General features: G+C 66.7%; 20 protein-coding genes. 12 read left to right on the top strand and 8 right to left on the bottom strand.

The features are described 5' to 3' along the window. Window positions 1-22: 22 nt before the first annotated feature. Window positions 23-700, top strand: a complete 678-nt coding sequence (locus tag H0U68_RS15860; RefSeq protein WP_296357286.1) for a TetR/AcrR family transcriptional regulator — start codon at window positions 23-25, stop codon at window positions 698-700. On the opposite strand, the gene H0U68_RS15865 is transcribed toward H0U68_RS15860, so the two are convergent. Beyond that, entirely contained in the window at window positions 657-1,610 is a 954-nt protein-coding gene (locus H0U68_RS15865) for a cysteine synthase family protein (protein ID WP_296357288.1), read from the bottom strand. The two genes, H0U68_RS15860 and H0U68_RS15865, sit on opposite strands and share 44 nt — an antisense overlap. A gap of 67 nt (window positions 1,611-1,677) precedes the next feature. Here H0U68_RS15865 and H0U68_RS15870 point away from each other — a divergent pair, with 67 nt between their 5' ends. Next, window positions 1,678-2,367, top strand: coding sequence for a helix-turn-helix domain-containing protein (locus tag H0U68_RS15870; protein ID WP_296357290.1), 690 nt, complete (start codon window positions 1,678-1,680; stop codon window positions 2,365-2,367). A 32-nt stretch (window positions 2,368-2,399) separates the two neighbouring features. Here the strand turns inward: H0U68_RS15870 and clpA are convergent, their stop codons facing one another. Beyond that, window positions 2,400-4,745 (bottom strand): ATP-dependent Clp protease ATP-binding subunit ClpA, encoded by a 2,346-nt coding sequence (gene clpA, locus H0U68_RS15875; RefSeq protein ID WP_296357292.1) that lies wholly within the window; start codon window positions 4,743-4,745, stop codon window positions 2,400-2,402. Between the two features lie 59 nt (window positions 4,746-4,804). After that, on the bottom strand, window positions 4,805-5,173 hold the full coding sequence (gene clpS / locus H0U68_RS15880; protein ID WP_296357347.1) for an ATP-dependent Clp protease adapter ClpS: 369 nt from the start codon (window positions 5,171-5,173) through the stop codon (window positions 4,805-4,807). 247 nt (window positions 5,174-5,420) lie between these two features. Here clpS and H0U68_RS15885 point away from each other — a divergent pair, with 247 nt between their 5' ends. Then, window positions 5,421-5,741 carry a cold-shock protein gene (locus H0U68_RS15885; protein WP_296357294.1) on the top strand — a complete coding sequence of 107 codons (321 nt, stop codon included), beginning with the start codon at window positions 5,421-5,423 and terminating at the stop codon, window positions 5,739-5,741. 50 nt (window positions 5,742-5,791) lie between these two features. Here H0U68_RS15885 and H0U68_RS15890 read toward each other — a convergent pair whose 3' ends face one another. Together H0U68_RS15890 and icd are read right to left on the bottom strand one after the other, a co-directional pair. After that, a complete protein-coding gene (locus H0U68_RS15890) occupies window positions 5,792-7,186 on the bottom strand; it encodes a GNAT family N-acetyltransferase (protein ID WP_296357296.1) in 1,395 nt (464 codons plus the stop codon). Window positions 7,187-7,262: 76 nt separating this feature from the next. After that, entirely contained in the window at window positions 7,263-8,522 is a 1,260-nt protein-coding gene (icd, locus tag H0U68_RS15895; RefSeq protein ID WP_296357349.1) for an NADP-dependent isocitrate dehydrogenase, read from the bottom strand. Window positions 8,523-8,744: 222 nt separating this feature from the next. Here icd and H0U68_RS15900 point away from each other — a divergent pair, with 222 nt between their 5' ends. Both H0U68_RS15900 and H0U68_RS15905 read left to right on the top strand, forming a co-directional pair. Further along, entirely contained in the window at window positions 8,745-8,954 is a 210-nt protein-coding gene (locus tag H0U68_RS15900; RefSeq protein ID WP_296357299.1) for a hypothetical protein, read from the top strand. Between the two features lie 114 nt (window positions 8,955-9,068). After that, window positions 9,069-9,470, top strand: a complete 402-nt coding sequence (locus tag H0U68_RS15905; RefSeq protein ID WP_296357350.1) for a DUF192 domain-containing protein — start codon at window positions 9,069-9,071, stop codon at window positions 9,468-9,470. Window positions 9,471-9,473: 3 nt separating this feature from the next. On the opposite strand, the gene H0U68_RS15910 is transcribed toward H0U68_RS15905, so the two are convergent. Both H0U68_RS15910 and xseA read right to left on the bottom strand, forming a co-directional pair. Then, complete coding sequence (locus H0U68_RS15910) at window positions 9,474-10,055, bottom strand: Fe-Mn family superoxide dismutase (protein ID WP_296357301.1); 582 nt, start codon at window positions 10,053-10,055, stop codon at window positions 9,474-9,476. Window positions 10,056-10,097: 42 nt separating this feature from the next. Continuing rightward, window positions 10,098-11,396: an exodeoxyribonuclease VII large subunit gene (xseA, locus tag H0U68_RS15915; protein WP_296357303.1), complete on the bottom strand. Its 1,299-nt coding sequence runs from the start codon at window positions 11,394-11,396 to the stop codon at window positions 10,098-10,100. Window positions 11,397-11,724: 328 nt separating this feature from the next. On the opposite strand from xseA, the gene H0U68_RS15920 reads away from it, so the two are divergent. The 6 genes from H0U68_RS15920 to adk all read left to right on the top strand — a co-directional run bounded on the left by H0U68_RS15920 (window position 11,725) and on the right by adk (window position 15,534). Next, window positions 11,725-12,354 carry a MotA/TolQ/ExbB proton channel family protein gene (locus H0U68_RS15920; RefSeq protein ID WP_296357305.1) on the top strand — a complete coding sequence of 210 codons (630 nt, stop codon included), beginning with the start codon at window positions 11,725-11,727 and terminating at the stop codon, window positions 12,352-12,354. Window positions 12,355-12,369: 15 nt separating this feature from the next. Further along, on the top strand, window positions 12,370-12,798 hold the full coding sequence (locus H0U68_RS15925) for a biopolymer transporter ExbD (protein WP_296357306.1): 429 nt from the start codon (window positions 12,370-12,372) through the stop codon (window positions 12,796-12,798). Between the two features lie 4 nt (window positions 12,799-12,802). Next, the gene (gene lpxK, locus H0U68_RS15930; RefSeq protein ID WP_296357308.1) at window positions 12,803-13,795 is read left to right on the top strand and encodes a tetraacyldisaccharide 4'-kinase; all 993 of its coding nucleotides are present in this window, start codon (window positions 12,803-12,805) and stop codon (window positions 13,793-13,795) included. After that, window positions 13,776-13,982 (top strand): Trm112 family protein, encoded by a 207-nt coding sequence (locus H0U68_RS15935; RefSeq protein ID WP_296357310.1) that lies wholly within the window; start codon window positions 13,776-13,778, stop codon window positions 13,980-13,982. The genes lpxK and H0U68_RS15935 overlap by 20 nt, the downstream gene beginning before the upstream one ends. Before the next feature lie 13 nt (window positions 13,983-13,995). Further along, window positions 13,996-14,772, top strand: a complete 777-nt coding sequence (gene kdsB, locus H0U68_RS15940; protein WP_296357312.1) for a 3-deoxy-manno-octulosonate cytidylyltransferase — start codon at window positions 13,996-13,998, stop codon at window positions 14,770-14,772. A gap of 108 nt (window positions 14,773-14,880) precedes the next feature. Further along, window positions 14,881-15,534 (top strand): adenylate kinase, encoded by a 654-nt coding sequence (gene adk / locus H0U68_RS15945; RefSeq protein ID WP_296357314.1) that lies wholly within the window; start codon window positions 14,881-14,883, stop codon window positions 15,532-15,534. Between the two features lie 18 nt (window positions 15,535-15,552). Here adk and H0U68_RS15950 read toward each other — a convergent pair whose 3' ends face one another. Beyond that, window positions 15,553-16,494 (bottom strand): asparaginase, encoded by a 942-nt coding sequence (locus H0U68_RS15950; RefSeq protein WP_296357316.1) that lies wholly within the window; start codon window positions 16,492-16,494, stop codon window positions 15,553-15,555. Window positions 16,495-16,569: 75 nt separating this feature from the next. On the opposite strand from H0U68_RS15950, the gene lexA reads away from it, so the two are divergent. Then, on the top strand, window positions 16,570-17,244 hold the full coding sequence (gene lexA, locus H0U68_RS15955) for a transcriptional repressor LexA (RefSeq protein WP_296357318.1): 675 nt from the start codon (window positions 16,570-16,572) through the stop codon (window positions 17,242-17,244). The last annotated feature ends 23 nt before the right edge of the window (window positions 17,245-17,267 follow it).

Below are 17,267 nucleotides of genomic sequence, written 5' to 3' on the forward strand. Positions count from 1 at the left end.
AACCCGCCCACCGAACCCGCAGATGACGACATCGCCGCCGCGCCGCAAGGCCGCTCCCGCCTCGCCCTGGACCAAGCCGGGCGCGCGGGCGCTGCAGCGCGAGAGCAAGCGCCAGGCGGTGCTGCAGACGGCCGCCAAGCTGTTCAACGAGCGCGGCTACCACGCCACCTCGCTGGACGACATCGCCGAGCGGCTGCACGTGACCAAGCCCACGCTCTACTACTACGTGAAGAGCAAGGACGACATCCTGCTCGAGTGCGTGCGCACCGCGCTGGAGATGATGCGCGGCGAAATCGACGCGGTGCGCGCGGCCGGCGGCCGCGCGCTGGACCAGCTGGTGGCCTGCATGCGCAGCTACGCGAACGTGGTGACGCAGGAGTTCGGCAAGTGCGTGATCCGCATCGGCGAGGACCCGCTGCCCGCGCCGCGGCGCAAGGAGCTGCGGCGGCTGAAGGCCGGCATCGACGGGCAGTTCCGCCACCTGCTCGCGCAAGGCATCGCCGAAGGCTCCATCGCGCCCTGCGATCCCAAGCTGGCCGCCTTCCTGCTCGCCGGTGCGCTCAGCTGGGTCGGCCGCTGGTACCGGGAAGACGGCGAGTTCACGCCCGAGCAGATCGCCGACCAGGCGGTGGCGCTGCTGCTGGGCGGCGTGCTGGCTAAGCCAATTCCTGCGAAAAAAGGTCCTGCGAAAAGGTCTTGAGGTATTTCATTCCGGAGTCGCACATCAGCGTGACGATGGTCGCGCCGGGCCCCAGGCGCTCGGCCAGGCGCAGTGCGGCGATGACGTTGCCGCCGGTCGATGTGCCGCAGAACAGGCCCTCTTCGCGCGCCAGCCGCCATGCCATGGCTTTCGCTTCGTCAGTGGACACGCGCTCGATGTGGTCTGCGATTCCGTCCCGCCAGAGCGGCACGATGTAGCCCGCGCCGACGCCGTCGATCTTGTGTGCGCCGGACGGCCCGCCCGACAGCACGGCGGACTCCGCCGGCTCGACCGCGACCATGCGGATGCGCGCATCGCGCTGCCGCAGCGCCTGGGCCGTGCCGCGCAGCGAGGCCGCGGTGCCGACGCTTTGCACGAAGCCGTCGATGCGGCCGCCGGTCTGCTCCCAGAGTTCCGCCGCCAGCTGCGTGTACGCGGCGACCTGGTCGGTGTTGCGCATCTGGTCGGTCAGGTAGGCGCCGGTGGCAGCGGCGATGCGGCCGGCCTCGGCGATCATGTTCTTGGTCAGCGTCTCGGTCATCCGGCCGCCGTCGCTCGGGATCAGCGTCAGCCGCGCGCCGAGCAGCCGCATGTGGTCGAGCTTCTCCCTGGCGAAGGCGTCCGAGCTCACGATATGCAGCGGATGGCGTTTCACGGCGCAGACCAGCGCCAGCGACACGCCGGTGCTGCCGCCGGTGTACTCGATCACCGCGCCGCCGGGCGGCAGCCTGCCATCGGCCTCGGGCGCCGCGATCATCGCCAGCGCCATCCGGTCCTTCATGCTGCCGGTCGGGTTCTCGCTTTCGAGCTTCAGCAGGATGCGGGCGCCGTTCGCCGGCACGACGTGCCGAAGCGGCAGCAGCGTCGTGTTGCCGATCGTCTCGAGGATGGTGGCTGGGGAGTGCGTCATCGGCGCATTCTGGCGGCGTGCGGCATGGCGCGGGGGTACGGAATCCGGACCACCGCACCGTACCGCGATGTGCTACTTTGCCGTGATGCCCGGCTATGGCCAGTTCTGCTCGATCGCGCGCGCCCACGAGGCCATTGGCCGGCGCTGGACCGTACTCGTGCTGCGCGAGCTGCTGTGCGGCAGCCGGCGCTTCAACGACATCCGCCGCGGCATCCCCCGCATCTCCAAGACCATGCTGTCCGAGCGATTGCAGGAGCTGGCGGACGCGGGCGCGGTCGTGCGCGAGCAAGGCGACGCGGGGCCGGAATACGCGCTCACCGAAGCCGGCCGCGAACTGGGCGCCGTCGTCATGGCGCTCGGCACCTGGGGCCAGCGCTGGCTGGCACGGCGGGCGCAGGACGAGGACCTCGACGCCGAACCACTCTTCGTCGACATGCAGCGGCGCGTGCGCCGCGACGCCCTGCCCGCCGCGCCCATCGTGGTGCGCTTCGAGGTGGACGGCGCTCGGCCGCGGTTCCTGCTGCTCAAGGCGTCGGAGGTGGCGTTCTGCCTGGAGAACCCGGGCTTCCCGGACCCGCTGCTGGTGCGCGCGAAGCTGCCCGCGCTGGTGGCCTGGTGGCGCGGCGACGTGAGCTTCCTGGAAGCAAAGCGGATGGGCCTGGAAGTACGCGGTCCCAGGCACCTGGCGGCGGCATTCCCCACCTGGTTCGACCGCTACCTGCTGGCGGACGTCGCCCAAGAAAAAAGCCGCCCGTAGGCGGCTTTCAGGCAAAGGGCGAAGCCCCCGCGTCAATCGCTGCTGGAGACTTCCTCCGGCTCGGGGCGCGACTTGCCTTCCTTCTTCGGCAGCGGCTGGATATCCAGCAGCACGTCGGCCACTTCGGCGCCCTTCTCGTCGGTCTTCAGTTCGATGTCCACCGTGAGGCGGCCACCGTCTGTCAACCGGCCGAACAGCAGTTCGTCAGCCAGCGAGCGGCGGATCGTGTCCTGGATCAGGCGCTGCATCGGCCGCGCGCCCATCAGCGGATCGAAGCCCTTCTTCGCCAGGTGCTTGCGCAACTGGTCGGTGAAGGTGACTTCCACCTTCTTTTCGGCCAGTTGCTGCTCCAGCTGCAGCAGGAACTTGTCGACCACGCGCAGGATGACCTGCTCGTCCAGCGCCTTGAAGCTGACGATGGCGTCCAGGCGGTTACGGAACTCGGGCGTGAACAGCCGCTTGATGTCGGCCATCTCGTCGCCGGCTTCCTTCACGTTCGTGAAGCCCATCACCGCCTTGTTCAGGGACTCGGCGCCCGCGTTGGTGGTCATGATGATGATCACGTTGCGGAAGTCGGCCTTGCGCCCGTTGTTGTCGGTCAGCGTACCGTGGTCCATCACCTGCAGCAGCACGTTGAAGATGTCCGGGTGCGCCTTTTCGATCTCGTCGAGCAGCAGCACGGAGTGCGGCTTCTTGGTGATGGCCTCGGTCAGCAGGCCTCCCTGGTCGAAGCCCACGTAGCCCGGAGGCGCGCCGATCAGGCGCGACACCGCGTGCCGCTCCATGTACTCCGACATGTCGAAGCGCAGCAGCTCGATGCCCATGATGTAGGCCAGCTGCTTGGCCGCTTCCGTCTTGCCGACACCCGTGGGGCCAGAGAACAGGAAGGCGCCGATCGGCTTGTCGGACCGGCCCAGGCCCGAACGCGCCATCTTCACCGACGCGGCGAGCACTTCCAGCGCCTTGTCCTGGCCGAAGACCACGCTCTTCAGGTCGCGCTCCAGCGTGGCCAGCTTGCCGCGGTCGTCATTGGACACCGAGGCCGGCGGAATGCGCGCGATCTTGGCCACGATCTCCTCGACCTCGGCCTTGGAAATCGTCTTCTTGCGCTTGCTCACCGGCAGGATGCGCTGGGCAGCGCCGGCCTCGTCGATCACATCAATGGCCTTGTCCGGCAGGTGCCGGTCATTGATGTACTTGGCCGACAGCTCGGCGGCCGCCTGCAGCGCCCCGGCCGCGTACTTCACGCTGTGGTGCTCCTCGAAGCGCGACTTCAGGCCCTTGAGGATCTCGATCGTCTGCTCCACGCTCGGTTCGACCACGTCGACCTTCTGGAAGCGCCGCGACAGCGCCGCGTCCTTCTCGAAGATGCCGCGGTACTCGGTGAACGTGGTTGCGCCGATGCACTTGAGGTTGCCCGAGGACAGCGCCGGCTTCAGCAGGTTGCTGGCGTCCAGCGTTCCGCCCGAAGCCGCGCCCGCGCCGATGAGCGTGTGGATCTCGTCGATGAACAGGATCGCGTTGGGCTTGTCCTTCAGCGAGCGCAGCACACCCTTCAGGCGCTGCTCGAAGTCACCGCGGTACTTGGTGCCCGCCAGCAGCGCGCCCATGTCCAGCGAGTAGACGCTGGAGTCGGCCAGGATCTCCGGCACTTCCTTTTGCACGATGCGCCAGGCCAGGCCTTCGGCGATGGCCGTCTTGCCCACGCCGGCTTCGCCCACCAGCAGCGGGTTGTTCTTGCGCCGGCGGCATAGGATCTGGATGACGCGCTCGACCTCGTATTCGCGGCCGATCAGCGGATCGATCTTGCCTTCCTTGGCCGCCTGGTTCAGGTTCTGGGTGAACTGCTCCAGCGGCGAGGCCTTCTCGTTCTTTTCGCCACCCGACTCGTCGGCTTCGCCCGAGGAGGCTTCACCGCTCTTGGTGGGCTCCGGCGGGTCGCTCTTCTTGATGCCGTGGGCGATGTAGTTCACCACGTCGAGGCGGGTGACGCCCTGCTGGTGCAGATAGTAGACGGCGTGCGAGTCCTTCTCGCCGAAGATCGCCACCAGCACGTTGGCGCCGGTGACTTCCTTCTTGCCGTTGCCCGTGCTCTGCACGTGCATGATGGCGCGCTGGATCACGCGCTGGAACCCCAGCGTGGGCTGGGTGTCCACGTCGTCGGTGCCGGCGACCTGCGGGGTGTTGTCCTTGATGAAATTGGACAGCGACTTGCGCAGGTCGTCGATGTTCGCGGAACACGCCCGCAGCACCTCGGCCGCGCTGGGATTGTCCAGCAGGGCCAGCAACAAATGCTCCACGGTGATGAATTCGTGGCGCTGCTGCCGCGCTTCCACGAACGCCATATGGAGGCTGACTTCCAGTTCCTGGGCAATCATGAGCTTTCCTTTTGCCTTGCTACGTTCACAACTAACTCTATCCTTCTTTGAGCACCCTGCTAATCCAGGGGTTCGCTCAAACACTGCAGGGGATGTCCCGCATGCCGGGCTGCATCCTGCACCTGCTGTACTTTGGTGGCAGCCACGTCCTTGGAGAACACGCCGCACACGCCTTTTCCGTCTAGATGGATCTTGAGCATGATCTGGGTGGCGGCTTCGCGGTCCTTGCTGAAATACTCCTGTAGGACCACCACCACGAATTCCATCGGTGTGTAGTCGTCGTTAAGCATGACGACCTGGTACATCTGCGGGGGTTTGGTGCGCTGGGTACGCCGCTCCAGCACCACCGACCCGCCATCATCCGGCGGCGGCCGCGTTGTCGGCGCGACCGGCGCTGGTGTGGGTGTCTGACTGGCCATGAAAATCATTCTATCGACGGTGACAACCACCTGCCCCCTGCATGTGAATTGGAGGCGGTCCCGTCACATTCAAGCGACAGCCCCGCAAGATGCCCGGCAGGCATGCCGGATTCTTCCGGACGCCCTCCCTTTTTCGCAGTCTGTAGGAGTGGATACGCGGGAAAAACTTTCATTAAGTGGAAATATTGACACCCTGACCCGAACTGTCGCACACTCGCCCGCAGGTTGAGGGAAGCAAAAAAAGGGGGGCGCGACAATGGCGACCGGCACAGTCAAATGGTTTAACGACGCTAAGGGCTTCGGCTTCATCGAGCCCGATGGTGGTGGCGCCGATGTTTTTGCGCATTTCTCCGCGATCGCGATGGAGGGATTCAAGACGCTCAAGCAGGGCTCACGCGTCACGTTCGAGCTGCAGCAGGGCCCCAAGGGCCAGCTGGCGCAGAACATCCAGGCCGAGCCCGGCATGATCCGCACCCTGGACGGCCCCGACGCCATCGAACGCCCTCCGCGCCAGCCCAAAGTCCGTGCCCCGCAGTTCCACGCGGTGAGCCACGGCGAACAACAAATAGGCAAATAAGGCCGCAGGGCCGAAAGAAAAGCCGCCCGGGGGCGGCTTTTGGTGTTTGGTCAGTGCCTCAGATGTAGCCGAGGCCGTTGGACACCAGCCCGGTGAATCCGATCTGATCCAGGTTGAGCTGGTCGTCCGCCGCCACCATCGCCAATCCGGTCTGCGAATACACGCCTTGCTGCAGCAGCGCAACGAACGAGGCGCGCGTCTCCGCGCCCCGGCACGCTGTCGATGAAGGTGTAGGTGTCGTCACTGAAGGTGATCGTGTAGTCGCTTGCGTTGCCCGCGAACACGGCGACGTCGTTGCCGCTGTCGCCGCGCAGGACATCGTTGCCCGTGCCCCCATTGAGCGTGTCGTCACCTTTGCCACCATGCAAGGTGTCATGGCCGCCAATGCCCATCAGGGAGTCCGGGTCGATGGAGCCGATGATGAAATCGTTGCCCGGCGAGGTCACGCTGGACACCGGAACCAGCTGGCTGGCGCCGAGCGCCTGGTCCGCAAACACGAACCACTCGATGTTGGATGTGACGTCGGTGCCGTCGCGGCCATTCACGAGATCGACCAGCGTGTAGCTGTTGCCGCCGGCGTCGTAGGTGATGCCGTACTCGGCATAGTTGCCGGAGAACACCGCAGTGTCGCTGTCGTTCTGTCCGTCCAGCACGTCGTCTCCGGCGCCGCCGGCGACGCCCACCAGGGTGTCGTCGTCCTTGCCGCCGTACAAGGTGTCGTTGCCACCGAGGCCGAAAATGCCGTTTGCATTGTCGTCGCCGGACAGGCTTTCGCCAGCCGGGGTTCCCGTCTTGTCGCCGCGGCGGCCATCGGCGTCCCGCACGTACCCCTTCAGCACTCCCTCGTGCTCGAACCCGAACTTGCGCGCCACCTTGGCTGCGTGCGGGTTCTCCGCGTAGAAATACGCGGTGAGCCGCTCGACTCCCGCGCGCGCGCCGAGGAACTCGGTTGCGAGGTAGGCGGCCTCCATCTGCGCCAACCCCGGCGCCTGCCGCAGCACGCCGATCAGGAACTCGGCGCGCCGGTGCGCGGGCGAATAGTCCGTCGCGCTCACGAAGCCGATCGGGCCCGTGGGCGCATGAATGGTCCAGTGCAGCGCCTTCGCCTCGGTCAGGATGCCCGCGTGCTCGCGCGCAAGGATGCCTGCCAGCGCCGCGTCGTCGGCCGGCAGCGCACGCGCCGCGCGGTTGAATTTGCGCATGAAGTCGGCATCGGCCCAGCAGGCGCGCACGAGCGCGACGTCGCCAGCGTCGCGCCGGCGCAGCGTCACGCGGCGGCCTGCGATCGGCGCCCACCAGAAGTCCTCGTGCTCGTAAAGCAGCGACTTCAACGACGCCGAGGCCGCGAAACCCGGTTGCGCGCGCAGCAGCGCGCGCGCCTCGGCGAAAGCACCGCGTAGGCGCAACTGGCGCAACTGCTCGGCGAGCGGCGGCTTGTCCCCCATCCTCGTCTCCAAAAAAGAAAAAGCCCCGGCGGCAGAGCCGTCGGGGCCGTTGTGATTCAGGCGCCTTGCGCGCCGCTCACATGTTCTCGATCATCACTTGGCCGAAGCCCGAGCAGCTCACCTGGGTCGCGCCTTCCATCAGGCGGGCGAAGTCGTAGGTGACCTTCTTGGACAGGATGGACTTTTTCATCGAGCTGATGATCAGGTCTGCGGCTTCCTTCCAGCCCATGTGGCGCAGCATCATCTCGGCCGAGAGAATTTCCGAGCCCGGGTTGACGTAGTCCTTGCCGGCGTACTTCGGCGCCGTGCCGTGCGTGGCTTCGAACATGGCAACCGAGTCGCTCAGGTTGGCGCCAGGGGCGATGCCGATGCCGCCCACCTGTGCCGCCAGCGCGTCGGAGATGTAGTCGCCGTTGAGGTTCAGCGTGGCGATCACGCTGTATTCGGCCGGGCGCAGCAGGATCTGCTGCAGGAACGCGTCGGCGATGCTGTCCTTGACGACGATGTCCTTGCCGGTGCGTGGATTCTTGAACTTGCACCACGGGCCGCCGTCGATCAGCTCGGCGCCGAACTCCTTTTGCGCCAGCGCGTACGCCCAGTCGCGGAAGCCGCCTTCGGTGTACTTCATGATGTTGCCCTTGTGCACGATGGTCACGCTGGGCTTGTCGTTGTCGATGGTGTACTGGATCGCCTTGCGCACCAGGCGCTCGGTGCCCTCGCGCGATACCGGCTTCACGCCGATGCCCGAAGTGTTGGGGAAGCGGATCTTCTTGACGCCAAAGTCTTCCTGCAAGATCTTGATCAGCCTCTTGGCCTTCTCGCTCTCGGCTTCGAATTCGATGCCGGCGTAGATGTCCTCGGAGTTCTCGCGGAAGATGACCATGTTGGTCTTGTGCGGCTCCTTCACGGGGGAAGGCACGCCGTCGAAATACTGGATCGGCCGCAGGCAGACGTAGAGGTCCAACTCCTGGCGCAGCGCCACGTTCAGCGAGCGGATGCCGCCGCCCACCGGCGTGGTGAGCGGGCCCTTGATGGACACCACGTAGTCGCGCACAGCGTGCAGCGTTTCGTCGGGCAGCCACACGTCGGGGCCGTACACCTTGGTGGATTTCTCGCCGGCGTAGACCTCCATCCAGTGGATCTTGCGCTTGCCGGCATAGGCCTTGGCCACCGCGGCGTCCACCACCTTGAGCATGACGGGCGTGATGTCCAGGCCAGTGCCGTCGCCTTCGATGTACGGAATGATCGGCTGGTCCGGCACGCTCAGAGACATGTCGGCGTTGACGGTGATCTTTTGGCCCTCGGCGGGCACTTTGATGTGCTGGTACATGAGAATGCGGTTAGGTGAACGGCCGTCTGCAGGCCCTGGGCGCCTTGCGGCAAGCCGCAATTCTAGCGATGAAACCGGCGGAGACTTTTTCAGGGCTGCGCGCCGCGGATCTGGATGACGATCTAAGGGAAATCCCGGTGTCAACCGACCGCCGGCACACGCCGTTACGGATGAGCCCTTCCAGACTCGGAAGGAAATTTTGAAAACCCCTTTCGAAAGGACTCCACCATGAACAAACTCCTCGCTGCCCTGATCGCTTCCCTGTTCGCCGTCTCCACCGCCTTCGCCGCCTCGCACGCCGGCGCCCCGATGGCCGGCGCTTCCGCCGCCAAGCCGGCCGCCTCCGAAGCCAAGCCGGCTGCGAAGGCCGGAAAGAAGGCCCCCAAGAAGAAGGCCAAGGCCAAGGCCAAGATGACGACCGAAGAAAAGAAGTCCTGATCCCAGGGTAGCTTTCGAGAAATGCCCGCCGCAAGGCGGGCATTTCTCATTGGTCGTCCACAATACGAAGCCATGAAACGCACCATCCTCGCCGCCGCCGTGCTCGCCGCCAGCATGGCGGTCCAAGCCCAGGAACCCCAGACGGCGCTGCAGCGGGTGAAGATCGGCGCCGGCCTGCACCAGATCGACGCACAGGTCGCCGTTGCTCCCGATGAGCGCGCCACCGGCCTCATGTGGCGCAAGGAAATGCCTCAGCAAGAAGGCATGCTGTTCGTGTTCGAGATGCCGTCGCAGCAATGCTTCTGGATGAAGAACACGCTGCTTCCCCTGTCCGCAGCCTTCATCGCCGACGACGGCACGGTGGTCAACATCGTGGACATGAAAGCGCAGACGCTGGAGCCGCACTGCTCGGCCAAGCCAGTGCGCTACGTGCTGGAAATGAACCAGGGCTGGTTCGCCAAGCGCGGCGTCAAGCCCGGCTTCAAGCTGGCCGGCGCCCCGTTCGAGCGCCGGTAGCGTTCAACCGAAGTTCTTCTCGGCGAACTGCCAGTTCACCAGCTTGTCGAAGAAGGTTTCGACGAACTTCTGGCGCAGGTTGCGGTAGTCGATGTAATAGGCGTGTTCCCACACGTCCACCGTCAGCAGTGCCTTGTCGGCGGTGGTCAGCGGCGTGCCGGCGGCGCCGGTGTTGACGATGTCCACGCTGCCGTCGGCCTTCTTCACCAGCCAGGTCCAGCCCGAGCCGAAGTTGCCGACCGCCGACTTGACGAAGGCTTCCTTGAAGGCGGCTTGGCTGCCCCACTTCTTGTTGATCGCCTCGGCGAGCGCGCCGGCGGGCTCGCCGCCGCCCTGCGGCTTCATGCAGTTCCAGAAGAAGGTGTGGTTCCAGATCTGCGCGGCGTTGTTGTAGATGCCGCCGGAGGACTTGCGGATGATGTCCTCCAGGGGCATGTTCTCGAACTCGGTGCCCTTCTGCAGATTGTTGAGGTTCACCACATAGGCGTTGTGGTGCTTGCCGTAGTGGTATTCCAGGGTTTCCTTGGAATAGTGCGGAGCCAGCGAGTCGATCGCGTAAGGCAGCGGGGGCAGCGTGTGTTCCATGCTTCTTCTTCCTCGTGATGTGGGGATCCTGAACGCGCGATTCTAGGGACCATTTGGGCGGCGCGACATGACTTGGAGAGCAACCTCGCCATCGGCAAGGACAGCGCGCACGGCCTCGCCCGGATGGGCTTGCCGCACGCTGGTGATGGGGTGGTCCTGGGCATCGGTCAGCAGCGCATAGCCGCGTTGCAGCACCAGTTTCGGGTCCATCAGCTGCAGCCGCAGCTGCAGGCGGTCGAGCTCGCCGCGTGCGCTGTCGAGCCTCTGGCGCACCGCCCCCGCCCAGCTAGAGGCGACGATGTCCATGCGTACGCTTTCGTGCTGCGCCCGAGCGGCCAGGCCGTAGCGCAGGCGCTGCGCGCCATGGCCGATCCGCATGCGCTGCTGCGCCAGCAGCGTGGAAGGACGGCCCAGCCGAGCGCCGGCCTGGTCGATGCGCTGGCCGGCCGCATCGACGCGGCGCCACACCACCGCTTGCAGACGCTCCTGGACCGCGTCCAACCCATCAAGCCAGTCCCGCCGGGAATGCGCGGCCAGCTCGGCCGCGGCGGTCGGCGTCGGCGCGCGTACGTCGGCGCAGAAGTCGGCGATCGTGAAATCGGTTTCGTGGCCGACGCCGCACACCAGCGGCACAGGGCTCTGCGCGATGGTGCGCGCCAGCCGCTCGTCGTTGAAGGCCCACAGGTCCTCCAGCGAGCCGCCGCCGCGCACCAGCAGGATGGCGTCGAGCCGGCCCTCGTCGGCCAACCGGTATAGCGACTGCAATGCGGCCACCAGCTCGCCCGGCGCCTGGCTGCCTTGTACCGAGGCCGGCGCCAGCACCACCGGAATGTGCGGCGCGCGGCGCCGCAGGCAGGTCAGCACGTCATGCAGCGCCGCCGCGCCGGGCGAGGTCACCAGGCCGAGCGCGCGCGGCAGCGCCGGCAGCGGACGCTTTCGGCTCGGGTCGAACAGCCCCTCGGATTCCAGCTTCGCCTTCAGCCGCAGGAACTGCTCGAACAGCGCGCCCTGCCCAGCGCGGCTCAGGCTCTCGACGATCAGTTGCAGGTCGCCGCGCGGCTCGTAGACGGCGAGCCGGCCCAGCACTTCCACCATGTCGCCTTCGCGCGGCAGCACCTCCAGCAGGCTGGCGGCACGGCGGAACATGGCGCAGCGCAACTGGCCCGCGGCGTCCTTCAGCGAAAAATAGCAATGCCCGCTGGATGCGCGCGAGAAGCCCGAAATCTCTCCGCGGACCGCCACGGGATTGAAGCGCGCCTCCAGGGCATCAGCAACGGCGCGGCACAGAGCACCGACTTGCCAGACGCGCGGCGCCAATCCTGGGTTCTCGCGTTCGCCCATCAGCAAAGATGCGGCCTGGCGCGCACTTGCGAACCGAACTTAGTCCACAGAACAGCGCGAGCGGGAGCCATACACTGGGTTTCCCCTTGTAACGACGATTCTTCCGAGCAAGCTCTTGATTTCATTAATCTTTTTTCTGCTCAATTTGTCATCGATCTGTCACCGCGCAGCACTGGCGCGGCTTAGCGCACCGCAGGGGGTAGTTTTTGCACAAAGTTATCCACACAATTTGTGAGTGTCGTCCTACTACCACGGGCGTTTGTCTGACAATGGCACGGCTGCTCCATAATCGGCCGCAATCGCAGTAACCGCAGGCGGAGACCCCTTTTTGTTTTCGATCATACAAGCCGCAGGCTGGCCGATCTGGCCCCTGGTTGCGTGCTCCGTGCTGGCGCTCGCCCTCATCATCGAGCGCTTCGTGAGCCTCAAGACCGCCAAGGTCGCTCCGCCGAATCTCCTGGAGGAGGCGCTGACCGTGTCGCGCACCGCCGTCCCCACGCCCGACGTGGTGCGGCAGCTGGAGCAGAACTCGGCAATGGGCGAGGTGCTGGCCAGTGGCCTGCGCGCGCTCAACGCCGATGCGCGCTGCACCGACGCCGACCTGCGCGCCAGCATGGAGAACACCGGCCGCGCCGTGGCGCACCGGCTGGAGCGCTACTTGAACGCGCTGGCCACCATCGCCTCGGCGGCGCCGCTGCTGGGCCTGCTGGGCACGGTGATCGGCATGATCGAGATCTTCGGCTCGCAGTCGGCTGCGGGCGGCGCCACCGGCGGCAACCCGGCGCAGCTGGCGCACGGCATCTCGGTGGCGCTCTACAACACGGCCTTCGGCCTGATCGTGGCGATTCCCTCCTTGATTTTCTGGCGCTACTTCCGCGGCCGCGTCGACGAATACCTGCTGGCGCTGGAACTCTCGGCGGAGCGCTTCGCGCGCCACCTCACCACGCTGCGCCGCTGAGGCGCAACGCGCTTGATGAACTTCCGCCCCCGCCAAAAGGATGAGCCGGAGATCAACCTGATCCCGTTCATCGACGTGCTGCTGGTGATCCTCATCTTCCTGATGCTCACCACCACCTACAGCAAGTTCACCGAGATGCAGCTGAAGCTGCCGGTGGCCGACGCCGACGCGCAGCGCGACTACCCCAAGGAAGTGATCGTGGCGGTCAGCAACGACGGCCGCTACATGGTCAACCGCAGCCCGGTGGACGGGCGCAGCGTCGACGCGGTGGCCGCCGCGATCGGCGAAGCGGCCAAGGGCGGCAAGGACAGCGTGATCGTCATCAGCGCCGACGCTGCGGCCACGCATCAGTCGGTCATCATCGTGATGGAAGCGGCGCGCCGCGCCGGCCTGTCGCAGATCACCTTCGCCACGCAGTCTTCGGCCCAGGCCGGGACGCGCTGAGCCCATGCGCGAGGCGCTGCAGCGCGCCTGGCTGGACCGCGGCGCCCTGGCTTGGCTGCTGCGCCCGATCTCCCTGGTGTTCGGTGCCTTGGCAGCTGCCCGGCGCGGGCTGTACCGGGCGGGCGCACTGCGCAGCACCCGGCTGCCGATTCCAGTGATCGTGGTCGGCAACGTGCTGGCTGGCGGCGCCGGCAAGACACCGGTGGTGATCGCCCTTCTTGAACACCTGCAGGCCCAGGGCCTGCGCGCGGGCCTGGTGTCGCGCGGCTATGGGCGTGCCGGGGATGATTGCCGCGAGGTGGCGGCCGATGGCGATCCGCATGCCGTGGGCGACGAGCCGCTGCTGGTGAAACAGCGCACCGGCGCGCCGGTGTTCGTGGCGCCGCGCCGCGCCGAGGCCGCACTGGCGTTGCTGCGTGCCTATCCGGCCACCCAGGTGATCGTCAGCGACGACGGCCTGCAGCACTACGCCCTGGCGCGCGACATCGAGATCTGCGTGTTCGACGAGCGCGGCGCCGGCAACGGCTGGCTGCTGCCTGCCGGGCCGCTGCGCGAGCCCTGGCCGCGGCCGGTCGACCTGGTGCTGCGGCCGCAGCAGGCCACCGGCATCCAGGGCTTTACCGTGCGCAGGACACTGTCCGACTACGCCTTGCGGGCCGACGGCACACGCACCCCACTCTCCGCGCTGCGCACGCAGCCGCTGCGTGCGGTGGCCGGCATCGCGCGTCCGGCGGCCTTCTTCGCCATGCTGCGCGAGCGGGGCCTGCACCCCAGCAGTTGTACCGCCCTGCCCGACCACGCCGAATTTGACGCGGGCGATTTTGCCGATGCCACGCCGCTGGTCTGCACCCAGAAGGATGCCGTCAAGCTGTGGCGACTGCGCTCGGACGCCTGGGCCGTGCCGCTGCAGCTGGACATCGAGCCCGCGTTTTGGGATGCGCTGGATCGGCTGCTGCACGCAAAGTTATCATCGCGCCATGGATCCCAAACTGCTTGAGCTGCTGGTCTGCCCCGTCACCAAAGGACCGCTGGACCACGACCGCCGCAAGCAGGAACTCATCTCGCGCAGCGCCCGGCTGGCCTATCCCATCCGCGACGGCATTCCCATCCTGCTGGAAGAAGAAGCGCGCACCCTGAGCGACGAAGAGCTGGAGCAGCTGCCGCGCCGCACGCCGCTGGTCTAGCCACCGGCCGGCCATGCGCTACACCGTCCTGATTCCCGCCCGGCTGGCCTCGACGCGGCTGCCCGATAAGCCACTGGCCGACATTGCCGGCAAGCCGATGGTGGTGCGTGTCGCCGAGCGCGCGCGCCGCTCGGGTGCGCACCAGGTGATCGTCGCCACCGACAGCGCCGCCATCCGCGACGCCTGCGCCACGCATGGCGTGCAGGCCGTCATGACGCGTGCCGACCATCCGTCGGGTAGCGATCGCCTGGCCGAAGCCTGTGAGCAGCTCGGACTGCAGGACGACGACGTCGTAGTCAACGTGCAGGGCGACGAGCCGCTGATCGACCCGGCGCTGATCGACGCGGTCGCACAACTTTTGCTGCAACGCACCGAAGCCGCCATGAGTACGGCCGCGCACCCGATCGCCGACATGGCCGAGCTGCGCAATCCCAACGTCGTGAAAGCCGTGCTGGATGCGAACGGCATGGCGCTCTACTTCAGCCGCGCACCGATCCCCTGGTGGCGCGACGGCTTCGCGCAAGGCGTGGAGAAGCTGCCGGAACCGGCGCCGCTGCGCCACATCGGCATCTACGGCTACCGCGCCGGTTTCCTACGCGCTTTCCCGCGGCTGCCGCAGGCGCCGATCGAGGTCACCGAGGCGCTGGAACAACTGCGCGCGCTGTGGCATGGGCACCGCATCGCCGTGCACGTGAGCACCATCGCCCCAGGCCCCGGCGTGGACACGCCGGAAGACCTCGAGCGCGTGCGCCGGCACTTTGCGGCCCTGCCTCCTGACGGCCCAGCGTAAGGTCCGCGAAACACCCCATGCTATCCTTTGCGTCAATGAAGGCGCAGGGCCGGCCAGAGGAGAAACGGCACCGCGGCGCCGCCGGTTTCCAGACTTCCGAGGACATCCATGAGACTGATCTTGTTGGGCGCGCCGGGCGCAGGCAAAGGCACGCAGGCCGCGTTCCTTTGCCAGAAATACGGCATCCCGCAGATTTCCACCGGCGACATGCTGCGTGCCGCCGTCAAGGCCGGCACGCCGCTCGGGCTTGAAGCCAAGAAGGTGATGGATTCCGGCGCGCTGGTCAGCGACGACATCATCATCGGCCTGGTCAAGGAACGCCTCGCGCAGCAGGATTGCGCGAACGGCTTCCTGTTCGACGGCTTCCCGCGCACCATTCCGCAGGCCGAGGCCATGAAGGCCGCCGGCGTGAAGCTGGATTACGTGCTGGAGATCGACGTGCCGTTCGAGGCCATCGTCGAGCGCATGAGCGGGCGCCGCTCGCATCCGGGGTCGGGCCGCACCTACCACCTGAAGTTCAATCCGCCCAAGGCCGAAGGCAAGGACGACGTCACCGGCGAGCCGCTGATGCAACGCGACGACGACAAGGAAGACACCGTCAAGAAGCGGCTGGAGGTCTATGCCGCGCAGACCCGTCCGCTGGTGGAGTACTACTCCAACTGGGCCAAGGCGGAACCGGCCGACTCGCCCCAGTACCGCCGCATCGACGGCATGGGCACGGTGGACGAGATCACTGCCCGTGCCCTGCAGGCACTGGCCTGACGCGGGCGGCCGGCGCGATCACCGGCCTGCCAGCAGCGACAGCAGAAGATCGATGCGCGCCTTCACCGGCGACTGCGTCGAGTGCGGCAGGCGGTCGGCGGCGTGGCCCAGCACCACACCTTCGGCACAGCGCGTGCAGCGAACAACCTTGACGCCGCGCGCCTGCGCATCGAGCAGCGCGGCCTCCAGCCCCTGGCTGAGCGAGCCGTTGCCGGTGGCCGCGACGACGATCCCATCGATGCCCTGCGCCACCAGCGCCTGCACGACCGCACCGTCCGCGCCGGCGTGGTTCAGCACCACTTCCACCCGCGGCCATGCGGCCTCGCCGGCCATCGTGTCCACCGGCGGCTTCGCCCCGTCCGAAAGCGCTGCAGGCCAGTTGCGCTTCAGGCGGATGCGCCCTTCCTCCACGTAGCCGATCGGCCCCGCCTCGCCCGAGCCGAACGCGTCGAGCCGGTAGGTGTGCACCTTGCGCACGTCCACCGGGTCGTGAATCTCGCCTGAAAAGACCACCACCACGCCGCTGGCGCTGGCGGCGCGCGCCACGCACACCGCATCGGCCAGGTTGCGTGGCCCGTCTGCGTAGGGCGAAGTGGCGGGGCGCATCGCGCCGGTCAGGACGACGGGCTTGCGCGGCGCGAGCAGCGCCTGCAGGAAGTACGCCGTCTCCTCCATGGTGTCGGTCCCGTGCGTGACGACGATGCCGGCAACGTCGTCTTGCTGCAGCCAACGGGCGCAGCGCAAGGCCAGCCTGCGCCACGTGGCGCAGTCCATGTCCTTGCTGTCGACCTGCGCGACCTGCTCGCTCGCGATCGCCTGGCCGCCTAGCCCCGGCACGTCGCGCAGCAGGTCCTCCACGGAGACCTCCGCGGCCCGGTAGCCGAGCGCGTCGTATGCGGCCTGCGCCCGTCCCGCAATGGTTCCGCCGGTTCCCAGAACCACGATTTTTTTGTCCTTCACTTGCACTTCCCGGAAAACTGTTTAAAAATACAGGTACTGGATATCAAAACAGCCCCTGCGCAGGAGCCCTTTGCCATGATGGATTCGCCCAAGCTCACCGCCCGACAACAGCAAATCCTGGAATTGATCCAGAGCGCCATTGCGCGCACCGGCGCCCCCCCCACACGCGCCGAGATCGCGGCCGAGTTGGGCTTCAAGTCCGCCAACGCGGCCGAAGAACACCTGCAGGCCCTGGCACGCAAAGGCGTCATCGAACTGGTGAGCGGCACCTCCCGCGGCATCCGCCTGCAGAGCGAGACGCTTCGCTCCATCAACGAATCGCGCATCAAGCAATTCTCCCTGCCCCTGCAAAGCCTGGCGCAGCTGGCGCTACCGCTGGTGGGCCGGGTTGCGGCGGGTTCACCCATTCTCGCGCAGGAGCACGTGGACCAGACCTACTACGTGGAAAGCAGCCTGTTCCAACGCCGGCCCGACTACTTGTTGAAGGTGCGCGGCATGTCCATGCGCGATGCCGGCATCATGGATGGCGATCTGCTGGCCGTACAGTCCAGCAAGGACGCGAAGAACGGCCAGATCGTCGTGGCACGCCTGGGCGAGGAAGTCACCGTCAAGCGTTTCCGCCGCAACAAGCACCTGATCGAGCTGCACCCGGAGAACCCCGACTACCCCACCATCGTGGTGGAGCCGGGCGAGCCGTTCGAGATCGAAGGCATCGCGGTCGGCCTGATCCGCAACACCATGCTCATGTAAGCGCAGCGCGCTTTTTCATTCCG

This window comes from Ramlibacter sp. (assembly GCF_013697775.1).
In the GTDB taxonomy this organism is placed as follows: domain Bacteria; phylum Pseudomonadota; class Gammaproteobacteria; order Burkholderiales; family Burkholderiaceae_C; genus Ramlibacter.